The following is a 20,099-nucleotide window of genomic DNA, read 5'->3' on the forward strand; positions in this document are numbered from 1 at the left end:
ACTAATGTCATTGCAATCTCAAGATATTATTCGTCGCTCTGCTACCAACTCCTTAACGCCAGCACCACACGTGCGCGATTTTAAAGAAGAAGTAGCAAAACTCATCGATGTCACAACGTGTATCGGCTGTAAAGCCTGTCAGGTTGCTTGTTCTGAATGGAACGATATTCGTGACAAAGTCGGTCTTAACGTGGGTGTTTATGATAATCCTATGGATTTAACGGCCAAATCATGGACAGTCATGCGTTTTTCTGAAGTTGAAGAAAACGGCAAACTGGAATGGTTAATTCGTAAAGATGGCTGTATGCACTGTGCTGATCCAGGTTGTTTAAAAGCCTGTCCTGCTGAAGGCGCGATAGTTCAATATGCTAACGGTATTGTGGATTTCCAATCTGAACACTGTATTGGTTGTGGTTATTGTATTGCGGGTTGTCCTTTCGATGTGCCTCGCATTAACGAAGAAGATAACCGCGCTTATAAATGCACATTATGTGTTGATCGTGTTGAAGTTGGTCAAGAACCTGCATGTGTAAAAACATGTCCTACTGGCACGATTCATTTTGGTTCTAAAGAATCAATGATCAATCTGGCTAATGAGCGTGTTGCTGAACTTAACACGCGTGGTTATGACAAAGCGGGCTTGTACGATCCACAAGGTGTAGGTGGGACTCATGTAATGTACGTACTTCATCATGCGGATAGACCTAATTTGTATCATGGCTTACCAGAAAACCCAGAAATTAGCTCAACGGTTAAATTCTGGAAAGGCATTTGGAAACCACTGGCTGCTGTTGGTTTTGCAGCAACATTTGCTGGCGCAATGTTCCATTACTTAGGTATTGGCCCTAACCATACAACAGAAGAAGACGAAGAAGAAGCGCTTAAAGAAATGGAAGCATCTTCTAAAACATCAAGCTCTGCAAATAAAGAGGAGCAAAAATAATGAAGAAGAAAAGCGATAAAATTCTTCGCCATACCGCATCAGAGCGAATTAACCACTGGGTTGTCGCTATCTTTTTTATTTTCACTACCTTTAGTGGGTTAGGATTTTTCTTTCCCTCATTAAATTGGTTTATGAATATTTTAGGTACACCACAACTTTCACGTTTACTGCACCCATTTGTGGGTCTTGCGATGGTGTTCTTCTTTATTTTTATGTTCTTCAGATACTTGAAGCACAACTTTATTGATAAAGATGACTTAGTGTGGGCTAAAAATATTCACAAAGTACTGCAAAATGAAGAAGCGGGTGATATCGGGCATTACAACTTAGGCCAAAAAGGAATTTATTGGACTTTAAGTATCAGCCTTATCGTTCTCACCATTAGTGGTGTTATCATTTGGCGTCCTTATTTTGCTGATTATTTCTCTATTCCAGTCATTCGTATCGCATTACTAGCGCATTCAATTTCAGCAATTTTACTGATTATTACTGTTATTGTTCATGCTTATGCCGCGTTTTGGGTTAAAGGCTCGATTCGTAGCATGATTGAAGGTTGGGTAACTCGCGGCTGGGCTAAAAAGCATCACCCTCGTTGGTATCGTGAGATTTTAGACGAAGAGAAAAAAGCAGCAGAAAATAAAAATACACCAAAATAATAAACGGCTTAATTAATGTGTGAGAAAAAATGGAGGCTAAAACGCCTCCATTTCTATTTTTATAACTGTATACCACGTTTAATGTGCTGCTGTTTTAGCCTGTTCAACTAAATTAATTAAACGACTTCTCATCGTATGATAGCTTTGAGAAACTTGGCTTTCAGCCCATTTTTGGTCATCAATTTTAATGACTTTTGCAGCACAATATTTTGTTTCTGGTGTTTTTGAAACAGGATCAAGATTATCTTGTGTTAGTTCATTACAAGCGCCAATCCACCATTGATACGTCATATAAATAGCTTGCTCATTAATGCTTTCATTAACATTGCAACGAGACATCACTTTTCCGCGACGAGATTCAACCCAGACAATTTCTTGGTCGCGAATTCCTGCTTTTTTTGCAACTTCTGGATGCACTTGAACGTAACCCGGCTCATCGGCTAATGAGGCTAATGCTTTGCAGTTACCCGTCATTGAACGGCAAGAATAATGCCCTACTTCACGTACAGTAGAGAGGATCATCGGGTAATCAGCATCAGGTAATTCAGCCGGTGCTCGCCATTGTGTCGCAAAAAGCCTTCCTTTACCTGATGGCGTATTAAATTCATTTTCTGAATATAAATAAGGTGTACCAGGGTGGTCTAAATCAGTACAAGGCCATTGAATATGCGCTAAACCAGCCAACTTCTCATAAGTAGCACCATAAAATAGTGGGCATAACTCTCTGACTTCATTCCAGATTTCTTCATTATCAGCATACGACATTGGATATCCCATTTCGGTGGCTAATAAACTGATAATTTCCCAATCACGTTTTACATTGCCTCTTGCTTCAACGGCTTTTTCAAAGCGTTGGAAACCTCTATCTGCACAAGTAAAAATGCCGCCATGCTCACCCCAGCTAGTAGAAGGTAAAATAACATCCGCTTGCTCTGCCGTTTTAGTCATAAAAATATCTTGTACTACTACAAAATCGAGGGCTTCAAATCCTTTTCTCACTAACCCTAAATCAGCCTCTGTTTGGAGTGGATCTTCACCCATGATGTAATAGGCTTTCACCTTACCTTCAATAGCCAAATGAGGTACTTCGGTGATGCGGTAACCCGCTTCTGGGTCGAGTTTTTCAACAGGAATATTCCACGCTTGAGCAAATTTTTTGCGCGTCTTTTCATCTGTGACATATTGATAACCCGGAAACATATTGGGTAAAACTCCCATATCACACGCACCTTGAACATTATTTTGTCCACGAACGGGGGCTACCCCCACATGCGGCTTACCTAAATTTCCAGTTAATAATGCAAGGCCCGATAATCCTTTAACAACATCAACAGCTTGACCAAATTGCGTAACCCCCATACCCCACATAATAGTTGCAGTTTTAGCGCTCGCATAAGTGCGCATTGCTTTACGAATTTCGATAGCAGGAATACCAACAATATCTTGCACCGCCTCAGGGCTATAGTTTTCTAATTGCTTTTTATATTCATCAAAACCCTCGGTATAGCGGCTAACGTAATCTTTATCGTAAAGATTTTCTTCTATTAGTGTATAAGCAAAGGCATTAACTAATGCCATATTTGTTCCATTCTTTAGGGGTAAGTATTGATTAGCAATTTTAGCGGTTTCTATTTTTCGCGGATCACAAACAATTATTTTGGCACCCTTCTGTTTTGCTTTAACAACGCGTCTAGCCACTATAGGATGAGAATCTGCACAGTTATAACCAAATACCAATAAACAATCAGAATCTTCAATATCAGCGATTGAATTACTCATTGCGCCATTACCTAATGTTTCTTGTAAACCTGCAACAGAAGGGCCATGACAAACTCGGGCACAACAATCGACATTATTATTACCTAATACAGCTCGGACAAATTTCTGCATAACAAAATTGGTTTCATTCCCTGTACCACGAGAAGAACCTGTGCACATAATTGATTTTGCACCGTATTTATCTTTTATTTCTTGCAGTTTTTGAGAGGTGAAACTAATAGCCTCATTCCAACTCACTATTTCAAAATCACCTCCCTTTTGTCGGCGGATCATGGGTTCATGAATTCTGGCTGTTAGCAATTTATTGTCGTTTAAAAAATCCCAACCATAGAGCCCTTTTAAACATAGCTCGCCCTGATTGGTGACACCATTAGCGCCTTCAGCTTTGATTATTTTACCATTTTCGACACAGAGATTGATTTTGCAGCCAGCGCCACAATAAGGACAGACGGAGTTGATTTTGTTCATGTGATATCCTTTCCCCTAACTAGGGAGTAAAAGAGTCATAAAGAACTTTCAACTAAGCACAAATTATGCCAATAAATATTTTATTAATTATCAATAAAATAGAGATAATCTTAGTGAGAAATAAATAGACTTCGACATTTTTGACGACAAAAAACAATCTTTATAGGTATAAGGCTGTTCTTGCCGTTAATACTTTCATTATTAGTATTAATTTTTATTTAAAAATGTACTTGGCCTTTAATACAACATGTTGTTGAAACGAGGTGAAAACAAAGCAAATAAAACTCTCTATATACTAACGACTTTAAAAATAAGGCTTTCTTTAATTTATTTTTGTGATATAAAAAAAGGGTCGAGTTTTAGCAGTGGTGTCCACAAAAACCCTGCATTCAACTATATTCATATCAATAAAGAGCAAAAGTATGAAAGCGAGTATCAATAATTTACGACTACTAAGCCTAAACCTACTACTTCGTTAGGTGGCTGCGCTTATTCATCTTTTGCAAAAGCCACCAGTAAGGTGGCTTTTTTGTTTGTAACCTACTGGTGGAACTGATTTTTAGGGAGTTCTATGATGTTTAGTTTCACCACAAAGATTATGAATTACAACGCGTTATCTTCAATCTATTGTTTGGCAATAACCTCCACGACTAAAACAATTAACCAGGAGGAAAAATGAGCCAACAATGGACATCTCGATTTGGACATATTTTAGCTGCCGCAGGTTCTGCAATTGGTATTGGCGCGATATGGAAATTTTCTTACGTTGCTGCAAATAATGGTGGCGGTGCCTTCCTCGTCGTATTTTTATTATTTAGTTTTATTATCGGGCTTGCGGTATTACTTGCCGAAAACATTCTTGGGAGCAGTACTCAAGCTGAAGCTGTTAATGCTTTTAAGAAGATGATGGGACGCAATTGGGCTGTCATTGGCGTAATTGGTGTTTTCAGCTCATGGTGTATTTATAGTTTTTATAGTGTTGTCGGCGGCTGGACCATTGGTTATACCGTAATGGCAGCAACTGGTGAGTTAAATATTACTGATAGCACTGAATTAACAGGTATTTTTACGCGTTTTATTAGTGATCCGTGGTGGCCAATACTTGCTCATCTCGTCTTTTCTGGCTTAACTTGTTTTGTGGTATTAGCTGGAGTACAGCGAGGATTAGAAAAAGCGGTTAAAATCATGATGCCAATGTTATTTATCATTATGATTTTACTGATTATTGTCGGCATTAGCTTACCGGGTTCTTCCGAAGGTTTAAAATTATTTTTATATCCTGATTTTAGTAAATTAACACCTCAAGGTGTGTTAGATGCGCTGGGATTAGCCTTTTTCTCATTGTCTATTGGTTTAGGTATTCACATCACCTATAGCGCCTATTTAGCGGACAATAAAGGCATTGCCAATTCAAGTGTATGGGTTGTTATCCTTTCTTGTTTGGTGTGTGTATTAGCCGGTTTGATGATTTTTCCTGCATTATCGGCTGCGGGTTTAGAACCTAATGCAGGCCCCGGCTTAACCTTTATGACTATGCCTGTCTATTTTGCTCACTTACCTGGTGGCAATATTTTAGCGGTCACTTTTTTTGTATTGTTATTGATGGCGGCATTAACATCTGCAATTTCATTACTTGAGCATATTGTTGCTTATGTACAAATGCGTTTTCAATGGACTCGTCGCAGAGCTGGCTTAGTCGTTACCGCATCGATTATGTTAATGGGTATTCCTGTTTCATTATCCTTTGGCCCTATGAGCGATGTGACATTAGGCGGAAAAACAATATTTGATTTATTGGATTACCTGACCTCAAATATTCTGATGCCTTTGTTTGGTATTGCGATGTGTCTTATTTTTGGCTGGTCACGTAGAGCAAGCGCATTAATTCCTGAGAATATTGTGGGATTAAAACGCCAATGTTTATTGCTGGTATGGCGTTATATCGGCCCATTATGTATTGGTGTTATTTTAGTTCATGGATTGATTGGTTAAACTATAAAATCAAAAGCAGTATAGAGCGATTTTTATACTGCTTTTATAATGATATTACGACTAACTTGGCAATGGCCTTATTGTCGAACTTGTAGAAAAGACAGAAGTTTATCTGAATATTGAAATAAAAAGAGAGCTACCTGATGTTGATATAAAAACAGGTAACTCTCTATTTAATATGTAATTACTACCTTAATGGATACTTAATTACTCTACTTTGTTATTTGTAATGCTGCTTAATTTCTTTAACTATCGCCATGCCACGTTTTGCTTCTTTTTCAGCAATCTCTACAGATAAGCCAATATAAGAGCGAGGATCCAACATCGCCTTAATTTCATCAGCATTAAAGGCAGCTGTAATAGTTTTATTTTTCATCAGATTAGTATAGAAATCTTCACCATCTGCGGCGGTTTTAATCGCTTCTTCATATAACAGAGAGTGGGCTTTATCTTTACCTAATTTTTCTGCCATTTTCATCATAACGTATTCGGTATTATCTAATCCTTTATTTCTTAATACGTTATGCAGCATTCTCTCTTCATGAGGAACTATCGTTCTAGACAGCTCTTCTGTTCTTAATAGAATTTCTGTTGTCAGCTCTAAAGCTTCTTCAAGTAATCCATCAAATAACATATAAGAGCTACTATCTCCCTCATAAGGCCTCACTGCGGAATACATCCCCACACTTGGCAGAGAATAAAGTTTTTGTGAGTTAGCAATAATTCCTTTTGCTAATTTGGGATTTATTTTATGGGGCATTGTACTGCTGCCCACTGTGCCTTTAGTAAACCCTTCCGAAACTTCAGCAATTTCTTCAAGTGTTGTGCTATACACTTCTTCGCCAATTTTATGACAGATATTTGCCATCAGCGCTAAATTAGCCATATATTCTAATTTATGAGTGCTGAGGTTACGAGAAGGGACTTCCATTGCCTTCATCCCCACTAATTCAGCAACACGTTTTTGTACTTTTATTCCTACTTCAGGCATTGAGTTAAATGCACCAACTGCCCCGCCCATCATGATAGTGAATACTCGTTTTTCACACTCTCTCATGCGCTGATAGCAGTCGATAAAATCACTTATCCAAACAGAAACTTTATAACCATAAGTGATAGGAATAGCATGGCGTCCATGTGTTCTCCCCGCCATAACCATATGCTTAGTTTTCTCGGCTAAACCTGATAAATTTTCGATGATCTCACTTAAGAGCAGCATAAATTTATGGTGCACAGTTTTCATCATATAGAGCTGTGAACTTTGTTGTATATTTTGCGTAGTAATACCGTAGTGAATATATTTACCACTCTCTTCTGAACACGCATTCACTAATACCTTTAAAAAAGGCACAAAGCCATGACCGATTTTTTGATAAATACGGTTCATCTCTTCAAAATCTATATTTTCAATGACTGCCTTTTCTTTAATTTCATCTGCAGCTGATTGTGGAATAAAACCTTGTTCTGCTTGAGCTTGAGCTAACATTGATTCAAACATTAACCAAGTTGAATATTTGGCTTCATTGGATAGCAGCTCTTTTATACCGCGATCATCAATTGTTTTACTTTTAGAATCGTATAACGCTCTCATCATGTATCCTTTTTTATTTCTTCATTGCTTCATCAACAGCATTTCGGACAAATTCGACTTTAGGTCCGTAAACAACATGGACATGATTTGCCGCAGGTATAAAGAATGCTGTACAACCTGACTCCAACATTAATTCTTTATCTATTTGATTAACTTCTGAAATATCAATTCGAAGTCGAGTAATACAGTTATCAACGTTGCGAATGTTTTGTTTTCCACCTAATGCTTGAATTAATATTTCTGCAATTTCGCCATAACGTTTTTCTTTGATTAATGTATTTTTAAGATTACTTGATTCTTCTCTACCAGGTGTTTTGATATCGAATTTCACAATAGCCCAGCAGAAGATAAAGTAAGTCACAACAGCTAAACTGGTGCCAATAAGGACTAAGAAAATCCAGTTGGTATTTTCGTAAAGTAAGCCAAAGATAGTGAAGTCAAAAATAGTTCCTCGGATATAACCGATAGCCACACCAGCAAACGAGAGTAGAACCGCACCGATACCCACGATAATGGCGTAGATTAAATATAAGAGCGGCGCGATAAAGACGAAGGTAAATTCTAACGGCTCAGTTACGTTTCCGAGCATCGCCGTCAAGACCATAGTGACTAACATCGACTTCACTTCAACGCGATTTTCTTTTTTAGCGGTTTTGTAAATAGCCAATGCAATAGCAGGAAATAAGAATAGCGTCACCAACATTTGCTGTTGAGCCATAAAACGCGTCAGACTTGGCATCATTGCCCAATATTCACTGCTTGGTCCTTGGTTAAATAACACTTCTGTCATTGCAGGAACTACACCAACGTAGGTTTGTCCATCAATGATGTAAGAGCCGCCCGCTTCAGTGAATCTAAACAGAACGTTCCATACATGGTGTAAACCAAATGGAATAAACAGTCGTTCACCACCCGCAGTAAAGAATGGGCCAACTGGGCTTAAAAACACGGCTGAGAGCTTAGTTAACCCCATCACTAAGACTTCCCAAATAAACGGTAACAATGAACCGACACCGATCATCAATCCAACCATAATAATGGCGACAGATTTTTTACCAGAGAAGAAAGCAAATGCGGTAGGAAGTTCAAGGTTATAGAATTTATCAGTCGCCCAAGCGGCAATTAATCCGGTGATAATCCCCCAGCAGCACTGATATTCATGGTTTGTATACCTAACACCTTGATTTGCCCCACTTGCGTCATAATCGCAGGATCGGCAAGCTTACCTGTCAATACCAGCCAGATATTGATAGTACTTATCAAGGTTAAATACCCGACTACAGAGGCAAAAACGGCAATTCCCTTATCTTTATGGCTCATACCATAAGCCACCCCCATAGCAAATAGCAGTGGAATATTGTCAAAAATAACGCCAGCAATAGAACGGATACTGACTAATAATGCATTGACTGTTTCATTTCCTAAGAATGGAAATCGTGCAATCATATAAGACTGAACTAGAGCACCACTGATACCCAGTATCATACCAATAGGCGCCAAAACGCCGATAGGTAGGAGTAGGGTTCTACCAAAGCGTTGAATGGATTCACTGAACTTTTTTCTGGCCATATTTTTTTCCTTATGACTCTGAATATAAATAATTACAGAGCTACTCTAGCACTGGGTGTTCTATAAAATGAATGACGTTGCGGTTTTAAATATTATCTTAAGTCATTATTTATGACCTAGGTCTTGTAAGGAAAATAGGTATAGGAATAAAAGATATAAAATAGTTTTATATCTTTTATATATTATTATTTAAAAAAAAGAAAATCAGAAAGAAACAGCTGTTATTATTGAGTTAAATTTTTTAATTATTATTTTTAATACTAGAATAGTTTATTAATATTAATAGATAAAAAGTAATAAAAATACCAACCTTTATGACTAATAGCATTATCGTTATAAAAATTTAAAGTAAATTTTCTAATTCGTTAATCAACAAGTCCACCAAAATAAAAAAACCTATTCTAGATTTTGTATCATCTCTTTTCGTATCGTGGCTATCAGCAAAACAAAACAAAGTATTATTGGCATAAGCAGTGAGTTCATTGGTATGAAATGCCGTCATACTAATAATATTGGCATCTTTTAATTGAACAATTTTAGCCGTTTCAATAATTTTTTTAGTACCACCGGAAAGGGAGATAAATATCACAGTATCATCTTCATTAACTAACCGAGTAAAAGAATCAGACAGATTGTAATCATTAATAAAAAAACAGTGTAACCCCAATGCAAATAATAAATGCTCAAGGTAATATCCCACCGCTTTGCTGGTACCTCTAGCAACAATAAAGATATTTCTAGAATGACGTAACGTTTTAGCACAATCATGGATCTGTTCTTCATTAATTAATGTAAAACTTTTATTAATGTTTTTTTCTAGCTGTTTTTTATAAGATGAAGAGTTTATTTTTTCTGCTTTATTTTTTGTTAAATTATAATTGTTAATTTGAAATTTAAGTTCTTTAAACCCACTAAATCCTAATTTTTGCGATAAATTAATAATTACCGTTTTTGATACAAACGTTTTTTCTACTAACTCATTAATATTTAAGAAGGGTATATCGGCAATATTATCAGTGAGATATTTTAATACTTTTTTTTCGCTGACTGTTAAGTTGTCATAATTTTTTAAAAAATCCAGCATATCTCACCCAATCAATTAGTCTAAAAATTCGTGTTTATCATCATCTAAAATGGTGTGAATTAAAGTCCATCGTTCGTGTTTTGAGTATACGTTAAATCAGAGAGTTATATAGTGTTAGAGCAGTATTTTGTGAATTGAAGTAATAATTACAACCAATCATGATAGCCTCAAAACGCGACGTTGAATTTGATATTGTGTCGCGTTTATTAGATACCTTTCAAGCAAGAGATTCAGCGCTATTCATTCCCCCATTGATTTAAAAATGTCGCGATATCATCAATGCGCTGTTCATTAATACCCGCTTCTTTCGCTATCTCTTTTTGTGCTTCTTCGCTTATTTCTTCGTTATTTGTTAAACGAGCCAGCAATAACTGAAAATAACGAGCAAGCGCGTCTTCTTCGGCTTTATCTACAGATTTTGCCGAACCCATCGCGTACTCTTCCACGATGTCATAATATTTAAATGGTATTTCATTATTCATAGATCGCCCTCAAAAGTTTAGAGTGGAGACTTATTATCTGATATTAAATGTTCTTAATTACTTTTACTGTCGCATCGATATCTATTTCATCTTCAGAAAAAGTTAATATCGTTCCATGAAGCGTCGTTATCGCTAATTTTTTTAGTGAGCGCATTTCATTAGGATTAGCCGATTTTGGTCTAATGCTATTCATCAGAGCGCCTATAGACAATACCGCATTTTCTTTATCAATGCGGGTATCTGCTGGCACTTCTTCGCTATAAACCACATAAGACTTAATAGCAGTAAGTTTGATGCGCTCACCCGCAATATAAATATATTTGCTATCTGGAATAACTTTAACAGCGTAAGCTGACAAACCTTTAGTATTCGTGGTCGGTTCAAAAGTTACTATAGCACCTTTTTTAATCAGATCAGGGTTAGAGACTTTAACCACATGAAAATAACGATTATCACCGTTTTCATCTTTGATAAATCCAAAACCTTTATCTTCAAACCACGTTGTGATCGTTCCATCCATCGCTATTACCGCCTCTTAATCATTATCTAACCAATTTTTTCAGCGCGCAGTATAAAGCACAATGCTTATACAGACTATGCCTTTAGTTTAAGTCTAGATGAGAAATTTCTACAATGTGTAAACAAGTGTGTTCTAGGTGTCATTCGCTAATCAACCTAAAGTTGGTTATTATTCTCGCCTACTCTTCGCTGGATAAACCAATGTCTAAGATTATTGATACCTTTATTGCGCCACCTTGCTATGACGAAATTGAATATCTCTATCAAGATGAACATTTAGTTGTTATCAATAAGCCTTCTGGACTACTCAGCCTTTCAGGAAAAAATCCACAGAATTTAGATTCTGTACATTATCGATTAGTACAAGTTTTTCCTGGTTGTACACTTGTTCATCGTTTAGATTTTGGTACTTCAGGGGTGATGGTTGTGGCTCGCAATAAAGTGATAAATGCGATACTTTGTCAGCAATTTAGCCAGCGTACAGTGACTAAAGTCTATCATGCGCTACTTTGTGGACATTTAAGTGATGACTGCGGTGTTATAGATGCGCCAATTGCTAAAGATCCTGCGCTATTTCCGCTTATGTCTATTAGTGCCACACAAGGTAAACCGGCTCGTTCTCGCTATCGTGTTATCGAACGTTTTTACCAAACGCGAGAAGATGGCACATCTGTGCCATTAACACGAGTTCAACTCACCCCCGAAACAGGGCGTACGCATCAACTACGCATTCACTGTCAGTATTTAGGTTATCCTATTTTAGGCTGTGATTTATATGGTGGTCTTTTACCAACAGGTACTGAAAAAACGCCACGGCTAATGCTACATGCCAGTGAATTGCATTTTTTGCATCCTATAAACAAAGCACCAATCAATGCTCACAGTGCGAGCCCATTTTGATAAAATGATTACCACATCAAATCATCTGGTACTTTAAAATCAGCATAAGGATCATCTTCATCTTGTTCAGTTTGGCTAAGTGCATTATTGAGTAAAATGCTGTTGGCATCTCTTTGCATAATTTTATCAGCAACACTGGCTGGAATAATGGCGTATTCCGTTTTACCACTGTTATCCGTCACCAAGCGAGCAATGGCGAGACGACCACTAATCAATTGAGATTGTGTTAACTTATCGACCACAATATTTTTAATTAAATTGTTATCCGTGAAATTAAAATCAATATCACCTTTTGATGGTGTGATCCGATTCATTTCAATCAGTTGTTTTACCTGCGCTTTATACTCTTTAGACAAAGCCGCCTGCTTTTGTTGCTCACTAAGCTGCTTATCACGCTCAAGCTGTGCTCTTTTATTTTCTTCTACCGTTTCTCTCGCTTCACGAGCCTGAATGCGTGATTTTTTAGCTGTTCTCTGCACTTTTGCCATTTTTTTGCTGGTCACAAGACCGGCTTTTAACATTTGCTCTTGTAAAGTAAGTTTGGCCATTTTTATCTCTGAATCAGGGAAATAATTTAAACGATTATACCTGTAATTTCTAAGACTGCATTAGGTTGCAATATTGGGCATTAGTGATAATTAATATTTAATTGTTTATTATTTATCTCTAATTAGAGAAACGAATTTAAAGATAACAAACAAAAAGTAAACGCTTTTATATGCTTTTATTCTTAAAAGGTGATAGAAAATATTGGTTGGATTAGGCGTTACACAGGAATAATAAATGCAAAATGAAGAAATACACACGGCAACGCACGATATTAAAGTCTATCTTGTGAACTCATTTACTCGAAATAATACTGGCGGTAATCCTGCTGGGGTTGTTCTCTCCCCACCAGCGTTGAGTGTTGAACAAAAAATAGCTATTGCACGACAAGTAGGCTTCTCTGAAACTGCATTTGTTTATCAGGGCAAAGAGACCGATTTCGAGGTGGATTTTTTTACCCCTGAAGGCGAAGTTGATTTTTGCGGACACGCAACATTAGCTGTTTTCTTCACCTTATCTTCACTTAAATTGCTGACATCAGGTCATTACACACAAAAAACCAAAGCGGGTATTTTACGTGTTTCTGTCAGTCCTGATGGTGTTGTTATGGAACAGACGTTACCAATGATACGCCAAGGCCCTGACATTAACGATATTGCCACAGCCCTTGGTATAGATCATAAAGCTATTGAAGCGACAGGCTTGCCTATTAAGATAATCTCGACTGGATTACCTGATATCTTAGTTCCAGTACAGCTTGGCCAATTAGATGTTTTGCAACCTGATTATAGCCTGATCGCAAATTTAAGCCGTGAATTTAACACGATAGGTTTTCACGTATTTGAATTAAGCCCAGAAGAGTCCATCACTGCTCATTGCCGCAATTTCGCACCGCTTTACGGCATCGAGGAAGAATCTGCAACGGGTAGCTCTAGTGGTGCACTAGGATGTTATTTAGTGAATTATGTTTACCCCAATAGCTCTCACTTTCAATTAGAACAAGGGCGAGCAATGAAATGTTCATCTCTTATTCAAGTAAGTATTGATTCACAAGATGGAGCAATTAACCGTGTTAAAGTTGGTGGGCAAGCGACGATGATTGGCACAAAAATAATTAAACTATAACTAAAATAGGGTGAGTGGTTTTAGCAAAATTTGAACCAATTAGTGCATTCGGAGTATATTGAAAACACTATCGTAAAACTCTCTCTATAACAGGTAATAATAGCAATGGCTCTGATCCCCAAAAACTACGCGCGACTAGAAAGCGGCTATCGTGAGAAAGCATTAAAAATCTATCCGTGGGTATGTGGACACTGTGCACGAGAATTTGTATATTCAAACCTGCGCGAATTAACCGTTCATCATATTGATCATGACCATACTAATAACCCTGAAGATGGTAGTAACTGGGAGTTGCTATGCCTATTTTGTCATGATCACGAGCACTCTAAATATACTCAAGCAGACCAATACGGCACCACAGTAATTGCAGGAGAGGATGCACAAAAAGATATTGATGCAGCAACCTATAATCCTTTTGCTGATTTAAAGTCGATGATTAATAAGAAGAAATAATCAACTATAAAAGCCGTCTTTAATGGGTAATGGCATTGATATTAATCAGCTTATCAAGTTGGATAAACATCAGTGCCTTTATATGCCTCTGGTTTTTTGGGTGAAACGATGAGGTGGAATGACGGTTTGATACAAGAGAAAATTCATCCTTTCTGCTCAAACTCAATGTTTGAGTAAACTACCTCAAAACTTATAAATTCTGTTGAAAAAATGTAGTGAGTTTATCAAACGGAATTTTGTTTAAATTATCGTATAAATCAACATGATCAGTATTTGGGATAATCAATAGCTCTTTAGGCGCTGATGCCACTTTATATACATCTTCAGAATAATAACGAGAATGTGCATTTTCCCCAGCAATCAGTAAAATCGGTCTTGGCGATATCATTGCAATATTGGCATACATTGGGAAATTGAAGAAAGACATGGGTGTTGTTGCTGTCCATGCTGTTGTCGAATTAATTGAACGAGGATGGAAGCCTCTAGGCGTGCGGTAATAATCAAAAAATGCCGCTAATACAGGTGGTGCATTCTCTGGCAAGACTTCGGGTAAAACACGTTGTCCTTCAATAATATGATTATTGTTATCGAATGGTACCTCATGATAGCCCAAAGCATAGTATCCATTTTTTGCATCTTTCCAACGCTGCTGACTAAGATAATCAATAACTTTATGTCGTTCTTCAAGAGTGTAACTATCTTGATATCCACGACTGATACTGCGAGACATATCGTACATTGATGCCGTCGCAATCGCTTTAATGCGCGAATCACTACTTGCGGCAGTTAAAGCCATACCACTTAATCCACAGATAGCTAATACACCGATACGGTCGCGATCAACATTTGGCTGTAGGCCTAAAAAATCGACAGCGGCACTAAAATCTTCCGTATTGATATCCGCAGAAGCAACATTTCGAGGCTCACCACCACTTTCTCCAGTAAAAGAAGGATCAAACGCTAGCGTAATAAAACCACGCGCTGCTAATGTTTGCGCATATAACCCCGAGGACTGCTCTTTTACAGCACCAAACGGACCACTTAATACTATCGCAGCTAATGAACCGTTAATATTTTTCGGTTGATATAAATCCCCTACTAAAACTAAACCATAGCGATTTTTGAACATGACCTTTTTATGTTCAACTTTTTTATTTTTCACAAAGGTTTTATCCCATTGATTACTAACAGCTATATCTGATTGCGCTAATGTTGGAGATGCCATTATTGACGCCATACTTGCAACAGCAAGACTCGCACCCGTTAATTTTAATAAATGTCGACGTTCATTGTTCATATGTGCACCCTCTTCTATTTATTTTCTTGAGTAGGTTCAATTACCGTTTTTTTAGTGATTTAAATTGTAGATATTCAGTTCATAGGTTATTTTTCCTCAGCGGATCCGCCCAGGGGACAAGTATTGCTGCCACAACAAGCAATAATGCACTGACAACAAAAGCACTCTCATAGCCTCCGGCATCAAATAATATGCCTCCCATCGACGCGCCACAGGCAATGGAAAGTTGGATCACAGCAACCATCAGCCCACCTCCTGCTTCTGCATTATTTGAAAATACTCGAGGTACCCAACTCCACCAGCCAACAGGTGCTGCGGTTGCAATAAAACCCCAAAAACTCAGTAATACGATGACAATAAAAATGGAATAACTAAAGAAAATTAACAATGCGCCAATGCTGGCCATTAATAATGGAATAGCGATTAATGTCTGATAAAAACCTGTTTTTAATAAGCGATTAATAAACAGTGTTCCGATAAATCCGGCAATACCAATCAGTAACAAAATAAATGTCACCATCGAAATATCGACTTTTACCACGGTTTCGAGAAAAGGGCGTACATACGTAAATAGAGTAAATTGCCCCATAAAAAATAGCCCAATAGCAAGCATACCCAATGTCACAACACGGTTTTTAAACAAGCTAAAAATGCTAAAAACCGGTGAGGTATTTTGATGACCAGCTAAATCAGTTGGCATTGTAGGTAAACTGATCCATAGCCAGAAAATTGTTACTATCGCGATAGGTATTAGGCAAAGAAAAGCGCCTCTCCAGCCAATTACTGCGCCTAAATAAGCCCCTAATGGTGCAGCAATAACCATTGCTAACGCATTACCACTATTAAAAATAGCAAGTGCTTTAGGAACTTGTTCTATCGGAACTAAGCGCATGGCTATCGCAGCAGACATAGACCAAAAACCACCAACGACAACACCGATTAGTGCACGACCAAGCATATAAATATAATAATTGGGTGCTAAACCAATCATTGCCCCTGACATTCCCATCAAGAGCGCAAGCCCTAGTAACAAAGCTTTGCGATTTAAATTACGTGTAAGCACGGAAATAAATAAGCTTGTTATGACAGCAAATACCCCTGATATTGTAATCCCTTGTCCCGCCATCCCTTCAGTCACCTGAAAATCAATCGCTAAAGGTGTCAACAAACTAACAGGCATAAATTCTGAAGCTATTAATACAAAAACACATAGCGTCATGGCGAAGACTGCGCTCCAATTCGCCCTTTCAGGGGATTTTTGCTGTTGAAAAATTGCATTATCCATCTGTTCTATTTGCCTTTCTGACTAGGATATTTAATGGACATCATCATGACATACAGGTGATAATTTAATTAGTAGGTATAATCTTTATAAACTTGTGAGAAAAATTCACTAATGACTAAAAGTAAAATGAATGACTTGCATGCTTTTCTTATCGTTGCTCAAGAGCAAAGTTTTACAAAAGCGGCAGCAAGACTTGGTGTAACACCCTCGGCCTTAAGCCATACAATACGACTTTTAGAAGAGCGTTTAGGTATTCGGCTTCTCGCAAGAACAACCCGGAATGTCTCTGTGACAGAGGCCGGCGCACAACTGATGAACGCTATCAGCCCATTATTTGAACAAATTGAAACTGAACTTAATGCGTTAGGTGAGTTAAGGGATAATCCTCGTGGAACTATTCGTTTAAGTTGTACAGATGACCAAATTGAAATTTATATCCGCCCAATATTGAATGATTTTTTACAAAGATATCCTGATATCACGTTAGAAATATATGTAGATTATGGTTTTACAAATATTGTTGAAGAACGCTTCGATGCGGGAATACGAATTGGTGATGATATAAATAAAGACATGATAGCGGTACGTATTGGGCCCGATTGGCGTTTAGTTGCAGTAGCTTCCCCAGCTTATTTTAAACAATATTCTAAGCCTCTTATTCCTACCGATTTGTCTGAACATAAATGTATCAATATTCGTCATCGTGCGGCGGGTGCTATTTATGCGTGGGAATTTAAACAAGAGGGTCATACAACAAGTATAAAGGTAGATGGGCAATTAGTTTTCAATAGCACACTACATCAGTTAAATGCAGCGCTTGATGGTATGGGAATAGCATATATTCCGGAACATTTAGCAGAACCTTATATTGCCAAAGGTGAGCTGCTATCGGTATTAACCGACTATAGTCCTTACTTTGAAGGTTTTCATCTGTATTATCCAAACCGTCGTCAGTCTTCACCTGCTTTTATGGCTTTTGTAGAGGCAATAAGGTATCGGTTAAAGGATCATCGCCAATAGTGTTAAAAACTGATACAAAAAACTTTATATATCTTATTAATATTGATGAATTAAATTTATATACCAATCAAATTAAACAATCGGATTGAAATACTGCGTTTATGCTTTGCGTCTTTCAAAATAGCAGATATGGCTAAATGTGAACGCGAAGTTCTTGATACTCTCGAAATGAGCTATCGCCTAATTAATACCATAGCATCTTATTAAAATTTAAAATGAAACGATGGCCTAATACAAGAAAAGATGAGAACTCGCGAGATTATTTAACATTAATTAAACTTTATTAAAGATTTTACTTTTCATAGTAATTGTTTCGTATGGTTATGAGTATTAGTTGTATATTTATACATAACTTACACCTGAATAATATAGAAAAAGTGATTTGATACTTAAACCATGAGTTTATACATTTACTCGTTTTATAATATAAATATCCGTTTATTTTCAGCCATATTGCCAAGGTTAAACTTCAAAATTTCGTCTGAATACATCTTATTTAGAATACCATATTTGTCTATTAATAATTTAACTCGATTTTAAATATGATAAGAATCAGCGTGTTAATATTAATAAAGATAGCTAAAAATAATAAAATACTTAATTTTATCAATTGATTATAAAAATAAAACGCTGATTTAAATCATCAACAACAGAGTAATCAAAACAATAAAACCAGAAAGATAAAATTAAATAAACTTTTCACGTGTTATTTAAGCGCTAATATAAAATATATCATTTTATCTTACATCACACTGTTATTACCCTAATAATGCTCTAATTAAGACTTCATTCATTAAATTAAATCTTTTTAGGCTATGACTTTGGTAATTTTACAAAATAGGCGTATATTTAATATTGATCTCAATATTAATACCACTTAATTGCCACATAGTTATTGAGGAAGTTAAAATATGAGTAATAATTCATTAAATCCAAAACACAGTGGAATGGATGATGTTTACGCGTCATTAGAATTATCGAAATCATTGCCGAAAAATAAATTTCCATTAAAAGAACAAGATCCACGTAATGTATTTAGTGCAGTACGTGATGAATTAATGTTAGATGGAAACTCGCGTCAAAATTTAGCGACGTTCTGTCAAACATGGGTAGATGATGAAATTCGAAGCCTGATGGACTTATCTATCGATAAAAATATGATAGATAAAGATGAATACCCTCAAACTGCTGAAATTGAGAACCGTTGCGTCCATATGTTAGCAGATCTTTGGCACTCGCCAGATGCCGCTAACACATTAGGCTGTTCAACCATTGGTTCATCCGAAGCCGCGATGCTAGGTGGATTAGCACTTAAGTGGCAGTGGCGTAAAAAACGCGCAGCTCAAGGTAAATCAACAGATAAGCCAAATATGATCTGCGGTCCTGTTCAAGTATGCTGGCACAAATTTGCACGTTACTTTGATGTAGAACTCAGAGAGATCCCACTTGAAGGTGATCGTCTCATCATGAACCCAGAAGAAGTCCTCAAACGTGTCGATGAAAATACTATCGGCGTTGTACCGACCTTAGGCGTTACATTTACTTGCCAATATGAACCGGTTAAAGCTGTTCATGATGCATTAGATAAGCTACAAAAAGAGACTGGACTTGATATTCCTATCCATGTCGATGGTGCGAGTGGTGGTTTCTTAGCGCCGTTTTGTGCTCCAGAATTAGAATGGGATTTTCGTTTACCTCGCGTAAAATCGATTAACTCCTCTGGCCATAAATTTGGATTAGCACCGCTGGGTGCTGGCTGGGTAATTTGGCGTGAAGCAAAAGACTTACCAGAAGAACTCATTTTCAATGTGAATTATTTAGGCGGCAACATGCCAACGTTCGCACTCAACTTCTCTCGCCCTGGTGGTCAAATCATCGCACAGTATTATAACTTCTTAAGACTAGGCCGTGAGGGATATGCCAAAATTCATAACGCCTGTTACGCAACCGCACAATATCTTGCTCGTGAAATAGAAAAACTCGGCCCATTCGAAATGATTTTTGATGGTGATAGCCAAAAAGGGATCCCTGCTCTGGCTTGGAAACTGAAAAAAGGGGCAGCCACCAGTAATTATTCCCTATATGACATCGCAGACAAACTACGCAGCCGTGGATGGCAAGTTCCTGCTTATTCAATGCCTGCTAACCGAGAAGATCTGGTTGTCCAACGTATTTTAGTGCGCCACGGTGTGAGCTTAGACTTGGCCGCATTATTAATTGAAGATTTCAAACGTACTCTTGAGTACTTTGATAAACACCCCGTCAATAAACCGTTAACCGAAGAAGAAGGTGGCGGCTTTAATCATAGTTAATTTGTTTTGTCGCTATGAAGCCAAAGAACTCAAGGTTCTTTGGCTTTTATTGGGATCTGTGCAGTAAAGCAGATTATT

16 protein-coding genes and 1 pseudogene are annotated in these 20,099 nt (G+C 37.3%); 8 read left to right on the forward strand and 9 right to left on the reverse strand.

Annotated elements, in window-relative coordinates:
• Positions 1-4: 4 nt before the first annotated feature.
• Together fdxH and fdoI are read left to right on the forward strand one after the other, a co-directional pair.
• Positions 5-943: a formate dehydrogenase subunit beta gene (gene fdxH, locus PH4a_RS06460; protein ID WP_129038657.1), complete on the forward strand. Its 939-nt coding sequence runs from the start codon at positions 5-7 to the stop codon at positions 941-943.
• Complete coding sequence (gene fdoI / locus PH4a_RS06465) at positions 940-1,599, forward strand: formate dehydrogenase cytochrome b556 subunit (RefSeq protein WP_129038659.1); 660 nt, start codon at positions 940-942, stop codon at positions 1,597-1,599. Before fdxH ends, fdoI begins: the two co-directional genes overlap by 4 nt.
• Before the next feature lie 78 nt (positions 1,600-1,677).
• On the opposite strand, the gene fdhF is transcribed toward fdoI, so the two are convergent.
• On the reverse strand, positions 1,678-3,846 hold the full coding sequence (gene fdhF, locus PH4a_RS06470; RefSeq protein WP_129038661.1) for a formate dehydrogenase subunit alpha: 2,169 nt from the start codon (positions 3,844-3,846) through the stop codon (positions 1,678-1,680).
• Positions 3,847-4,521: 675 nt separating this feature from the next.
• Here fdhF and PH4a_RS06475 point away from each other — a divergent pair.
• Positions 4,522-5,838 carry a sodium-dependent transporter gene (locus PH4a_RS06475; protein ID WP_064718278.1) on the forward strand — a complete coding sequence of 439 codons (1,317 nt, stop codon included), beginning with the start codon at positions 4,522-4,524 and terminating at the stop codon, positions 5,836-5,838.
• Between the two features lie 220 nt (positions 5,839-6,058).
• On the opposite strand, the gene PH4a_RS06480 is transcribed toward PH4a_RS06475, so the two are convergent.
• The 5 genes and pseudogenes from PH4a_RS06480 to PH4a_RS06500 form a co-directional block, all read right to left on the reverse strand.
• Entirely contained in the window at positions 6,059-7,429 is a 1,371-nt protein-coding gene (locus tag PH4a_RS06480) for a class-II fumarase/aspartase family protein (protein ID WP_129041832.1), read from the reverse strand.
• Between the two features lie 13 nt (positions 7,430-7,442).
• A pseudogene (locus PH4a_RS06485) lies at positions 7,443-8,998 on the reverse strand (PTS transporter subunit EIIC).
• Between the two features lie 343 nt (positions 8,999-9,341).
• Positions 9,342-10,082: a MurR/RpiR family transcriptional regulator gene (locus PH4a_RS06490; protein WP_064718281.1), complete on the reverse strand. Its 741-nt coding sequence runs from the start codon at positions 10,080-10,082 to the stop codon at positions 9,342-9,344.
• A gap of 236 nt (positions 10,083-10,318) precedes the next feature.
• The gene (locus PH4a_RS06495) at positions 10,319-10,564 is read right to left on the reverse strand and encodes a DUF2543 family protein (RefSeq protein ID WP_129038663.1); all 246 of its coding nucleotides are present in this window, start codon (positions 10,562-10,564) and stop codon (positions 10,319-10,321) included.
• 43 nt (positions 10,565-10,607) lie between these two features.
• Positions 10,608-11,090 (reverse strand): cold-shock protein, encoded by a 483-nt coding sequence (locus PH4a_RS06500; protein ID WP_129038665.1) that lies wholly within the window; start codon positions 11,088-11,090, stop codon positions 10,608-10,610.
• A 194-nt stretch (positions 11,091-11,284) separates the two neighbouring features.
• Between PH4a_RS06500 and PH4a_RS06505 the strand changes: the two genes are divergently transcribed.
• Positions 11,285-11,983 carry an RluA family pseudouridine synthase gene (locus tag PH4a_RS06505; protein WP_129038667.1) on the forward strand — a complete coding sequence of 233 codons (699 nt, stop codon included), beginning with the start codon at positions 11,285-11,287 and terminating at the stop codon, positions 11,981-11,983.
• A gap of 8 nt (positions 11,984-11,991) precedes the next feature.
• Here the strand turns inward: PH4a_RS06505 and PH4a_RS06510 are convergent, their stop codons facing one another.
• On the reverse strand, positions 11,992-12,531 hold the full coding sequence (locus PH4a_RS06510; RefSeq protein ID WP_129038670.1) for a DUF2058 domain-containing protein: 540 nt from the start codon (positions 12,529-12,531) through the stop codon (positions 11,992-11,994).
• 235 nt (positions 12,532-12,766) lie between these two features.
• On the opposite strand from PH4a_RS06510, the gene PH4a_RS06515 reads away from it, so the two are divergent.
• Both PH4a_RS06515 and yajD read left to right on the forward strand, forming a co-directional pair.
• A complete protein-coding gene (locus tag PH4a_RS06515; protein ID WP_129038672.1) occupies positions 12,767-13,654 on the forward strand; it encodes a PhzF family phenazine biosynthesis protein in 888 nt (295 codons plus the stop codon).
• 105 nt (positions 13,655-13,759) lie between these two features.
• Positions 13,760-14,107: an HNH nuclease YajD gene (yajD, locus tag PH4a_RS06520; protein WP_064718287.1), complete on the forward strand. Its 348-nt coding sequence runs from the start codon at positions 13,760-13,762 to the stop codon at positions 14,105-14,107.
• 190 nt (positions 14,108-14,297) lie between these two features.
• Here the strand turns inward: yajD and PH4a_RS06525 are convergent, their stop codons facing one another.
• Both PH4a_RS06525 and PH4a_RS06530 read right to left on the reverse strand, forming a co-directional pair.
• Entirely contained in the window at positions 14,298-15,404 is a 1,107-nt protein-coding gene (locus PH4a_RS06525; RefSeq protein ID WP_129038674.1) for an alpha/beta hydrolase, read from the reverse strand.
• A gap of 79 nt (positions 15,405-15,483) precedes the next feature.
• On the reverse strand, positions 15,484-16,689 hold the full coding sequence (locus PH4a_RS06530; protein WP_129038676.1) for an MFS transporter: 1,206 nt from the start codon (positions 16,687-16,689) through the stop codon (positions 15,484-15,486).
• Positions 16,690-16,800: 111 nt separating this feature from the next.
• Here PH4a_RS06530 and PH4a_RS06535 point away from each other — a divergent pair, with 111 nt between their 5' ends.
• Together PH4a_RS06535 and gad are read left to right on the forward strand one after the other, a co-directional pair.
• On the forward strand, positions 16,801-17,709 hold the full coding sequence (locus PH4a_RS06535) for a LysR family transcriptional regulator (RefSeq protein WP_129038678.1): 909 nt from the start codon (positions 16,801-16,803) through the stop codon (positions 17,707-17,709).
• 911 nt (positions 17,710-18,620) lie between these two features.
• A complete protein-coding gene (gene gad / locus PH4a_RS06540) occupies positions 18,621-20,021 on the forward strand; it encodes a glutamate decarboxylase (protein ID WP_129038680.1) in 1,401 nt (466 codons plus the stop codon).
• The last annotated feature ends 78 nt before the right edge of the window (positions 20,022-20,099 follow it).

This window comes from Proteus hauseri, assembly GCF_004116975.1.
Taxonomy (GTDB): Bacteria; Pseudomonadota; Gammaproteobacteria; order Enterobacterales; family Enterobacteriaceae; genus Proteus; species Proteus hauseri.

Excerpts from the sequence above, each read along its gene's own strand:
- fdxH (WP_129038657.1), top strand. The coding sequence starts at position 5 with ATGTCATTGCAATCTCAAGATATTATTCGTCGCTCTGCTACCAACTCC.
- fdhF (WP_129038661.1), bottom strand. The coding sequence starts at position 3,846 with ATGAACAAAATCAACTCCGTCTGTCCTTATTGTGGCGCTGGCTGCAAA.
- PH4a_RS06475 (WP_064718278.1), top strand. The coding sequence starts at position 4,522 with ATGAGCCAACAATGGACATCTCGATTTGGACATATTTTAGCTGCCGCA.
- PH4a_RS06480 (WP_129041832.1), bottom strand. The coding sequence starts at position 7,429 with ATGAGAGCGTTATACGATTCTAAAAGTAAAACAATTGATGATCGCGGT.
- PH4a_RS06490 (WP_064718281.1), bottom strand. The coding sequence starts at position 10,082 with ATGCTGGATTTTTTAAAAAATTATGACAACTTAACAGTCAGCGAAAAA.
- PH4a_RS06495 (WP_129038663.1), bottom strand. The coding sequence starts at position 10,564 with ATGAATAATGAAATACCATTTAAATATTATGACATCGTGGAAGAGTAC.
- PH4a_RS06505 (WP_129038667.1), top strand. The coding sequence starts at position 11,285 with ATGTCTAAGATTATTGATACCTTTATTGCGCCACCTTGCTATGACGAA.
- PH4a_RS06510 (WP_129038670.1), bottom strand. The coding sequence starts at position 12,531 with ATGGCCAAACTTACTTTACAAGAGCAAATGTTAAAAGCCGGTCTTGTG.
- PH4a_RS06515 (WP_129038672.1), top strand. The coding sequence starts at position 12,767 with ATGCAAAATGAAGAAATACACACGGCAACGCACGATATTAAAGTCTAT.
- yajD (WP_064718287.1), top strand. The coding sequence starts at position 13,760 with ATGGCTCTGATCCCCAAAAACTACGCGCGACTAGAAAGCGGCTATCGT.
- PH4a_RS06525 (WP_129038674.1), bottom strand. The coding sequence starts at position 15,404 with ATGAACAATGAACGTCGACATTTATTAAAATTAACGGGTGCGAGTCTT.
- PH4a_RS06530 (WP_129038676.1), bottom strand. The coding sequence starts at position 16,689 with ATGGATAATGCAATTTTTCAACAGCAAAAATCCCCTGAAAGGGCGAAT.
- PH4a_RS06535 (WP_129038678.1), top strand. The coding sequence starts at position 16,801 with ATGACTAAAAGTAAAATGAATGACTTGCATGCTTTTCTTATCGTTGCT.
- gad (WP_129038680.1), top strand. The coding sequence starts at position 18,621 with ATGAGTAATAATTCATTAAATCCAAAACACAGTGGAATGGATGATGTT.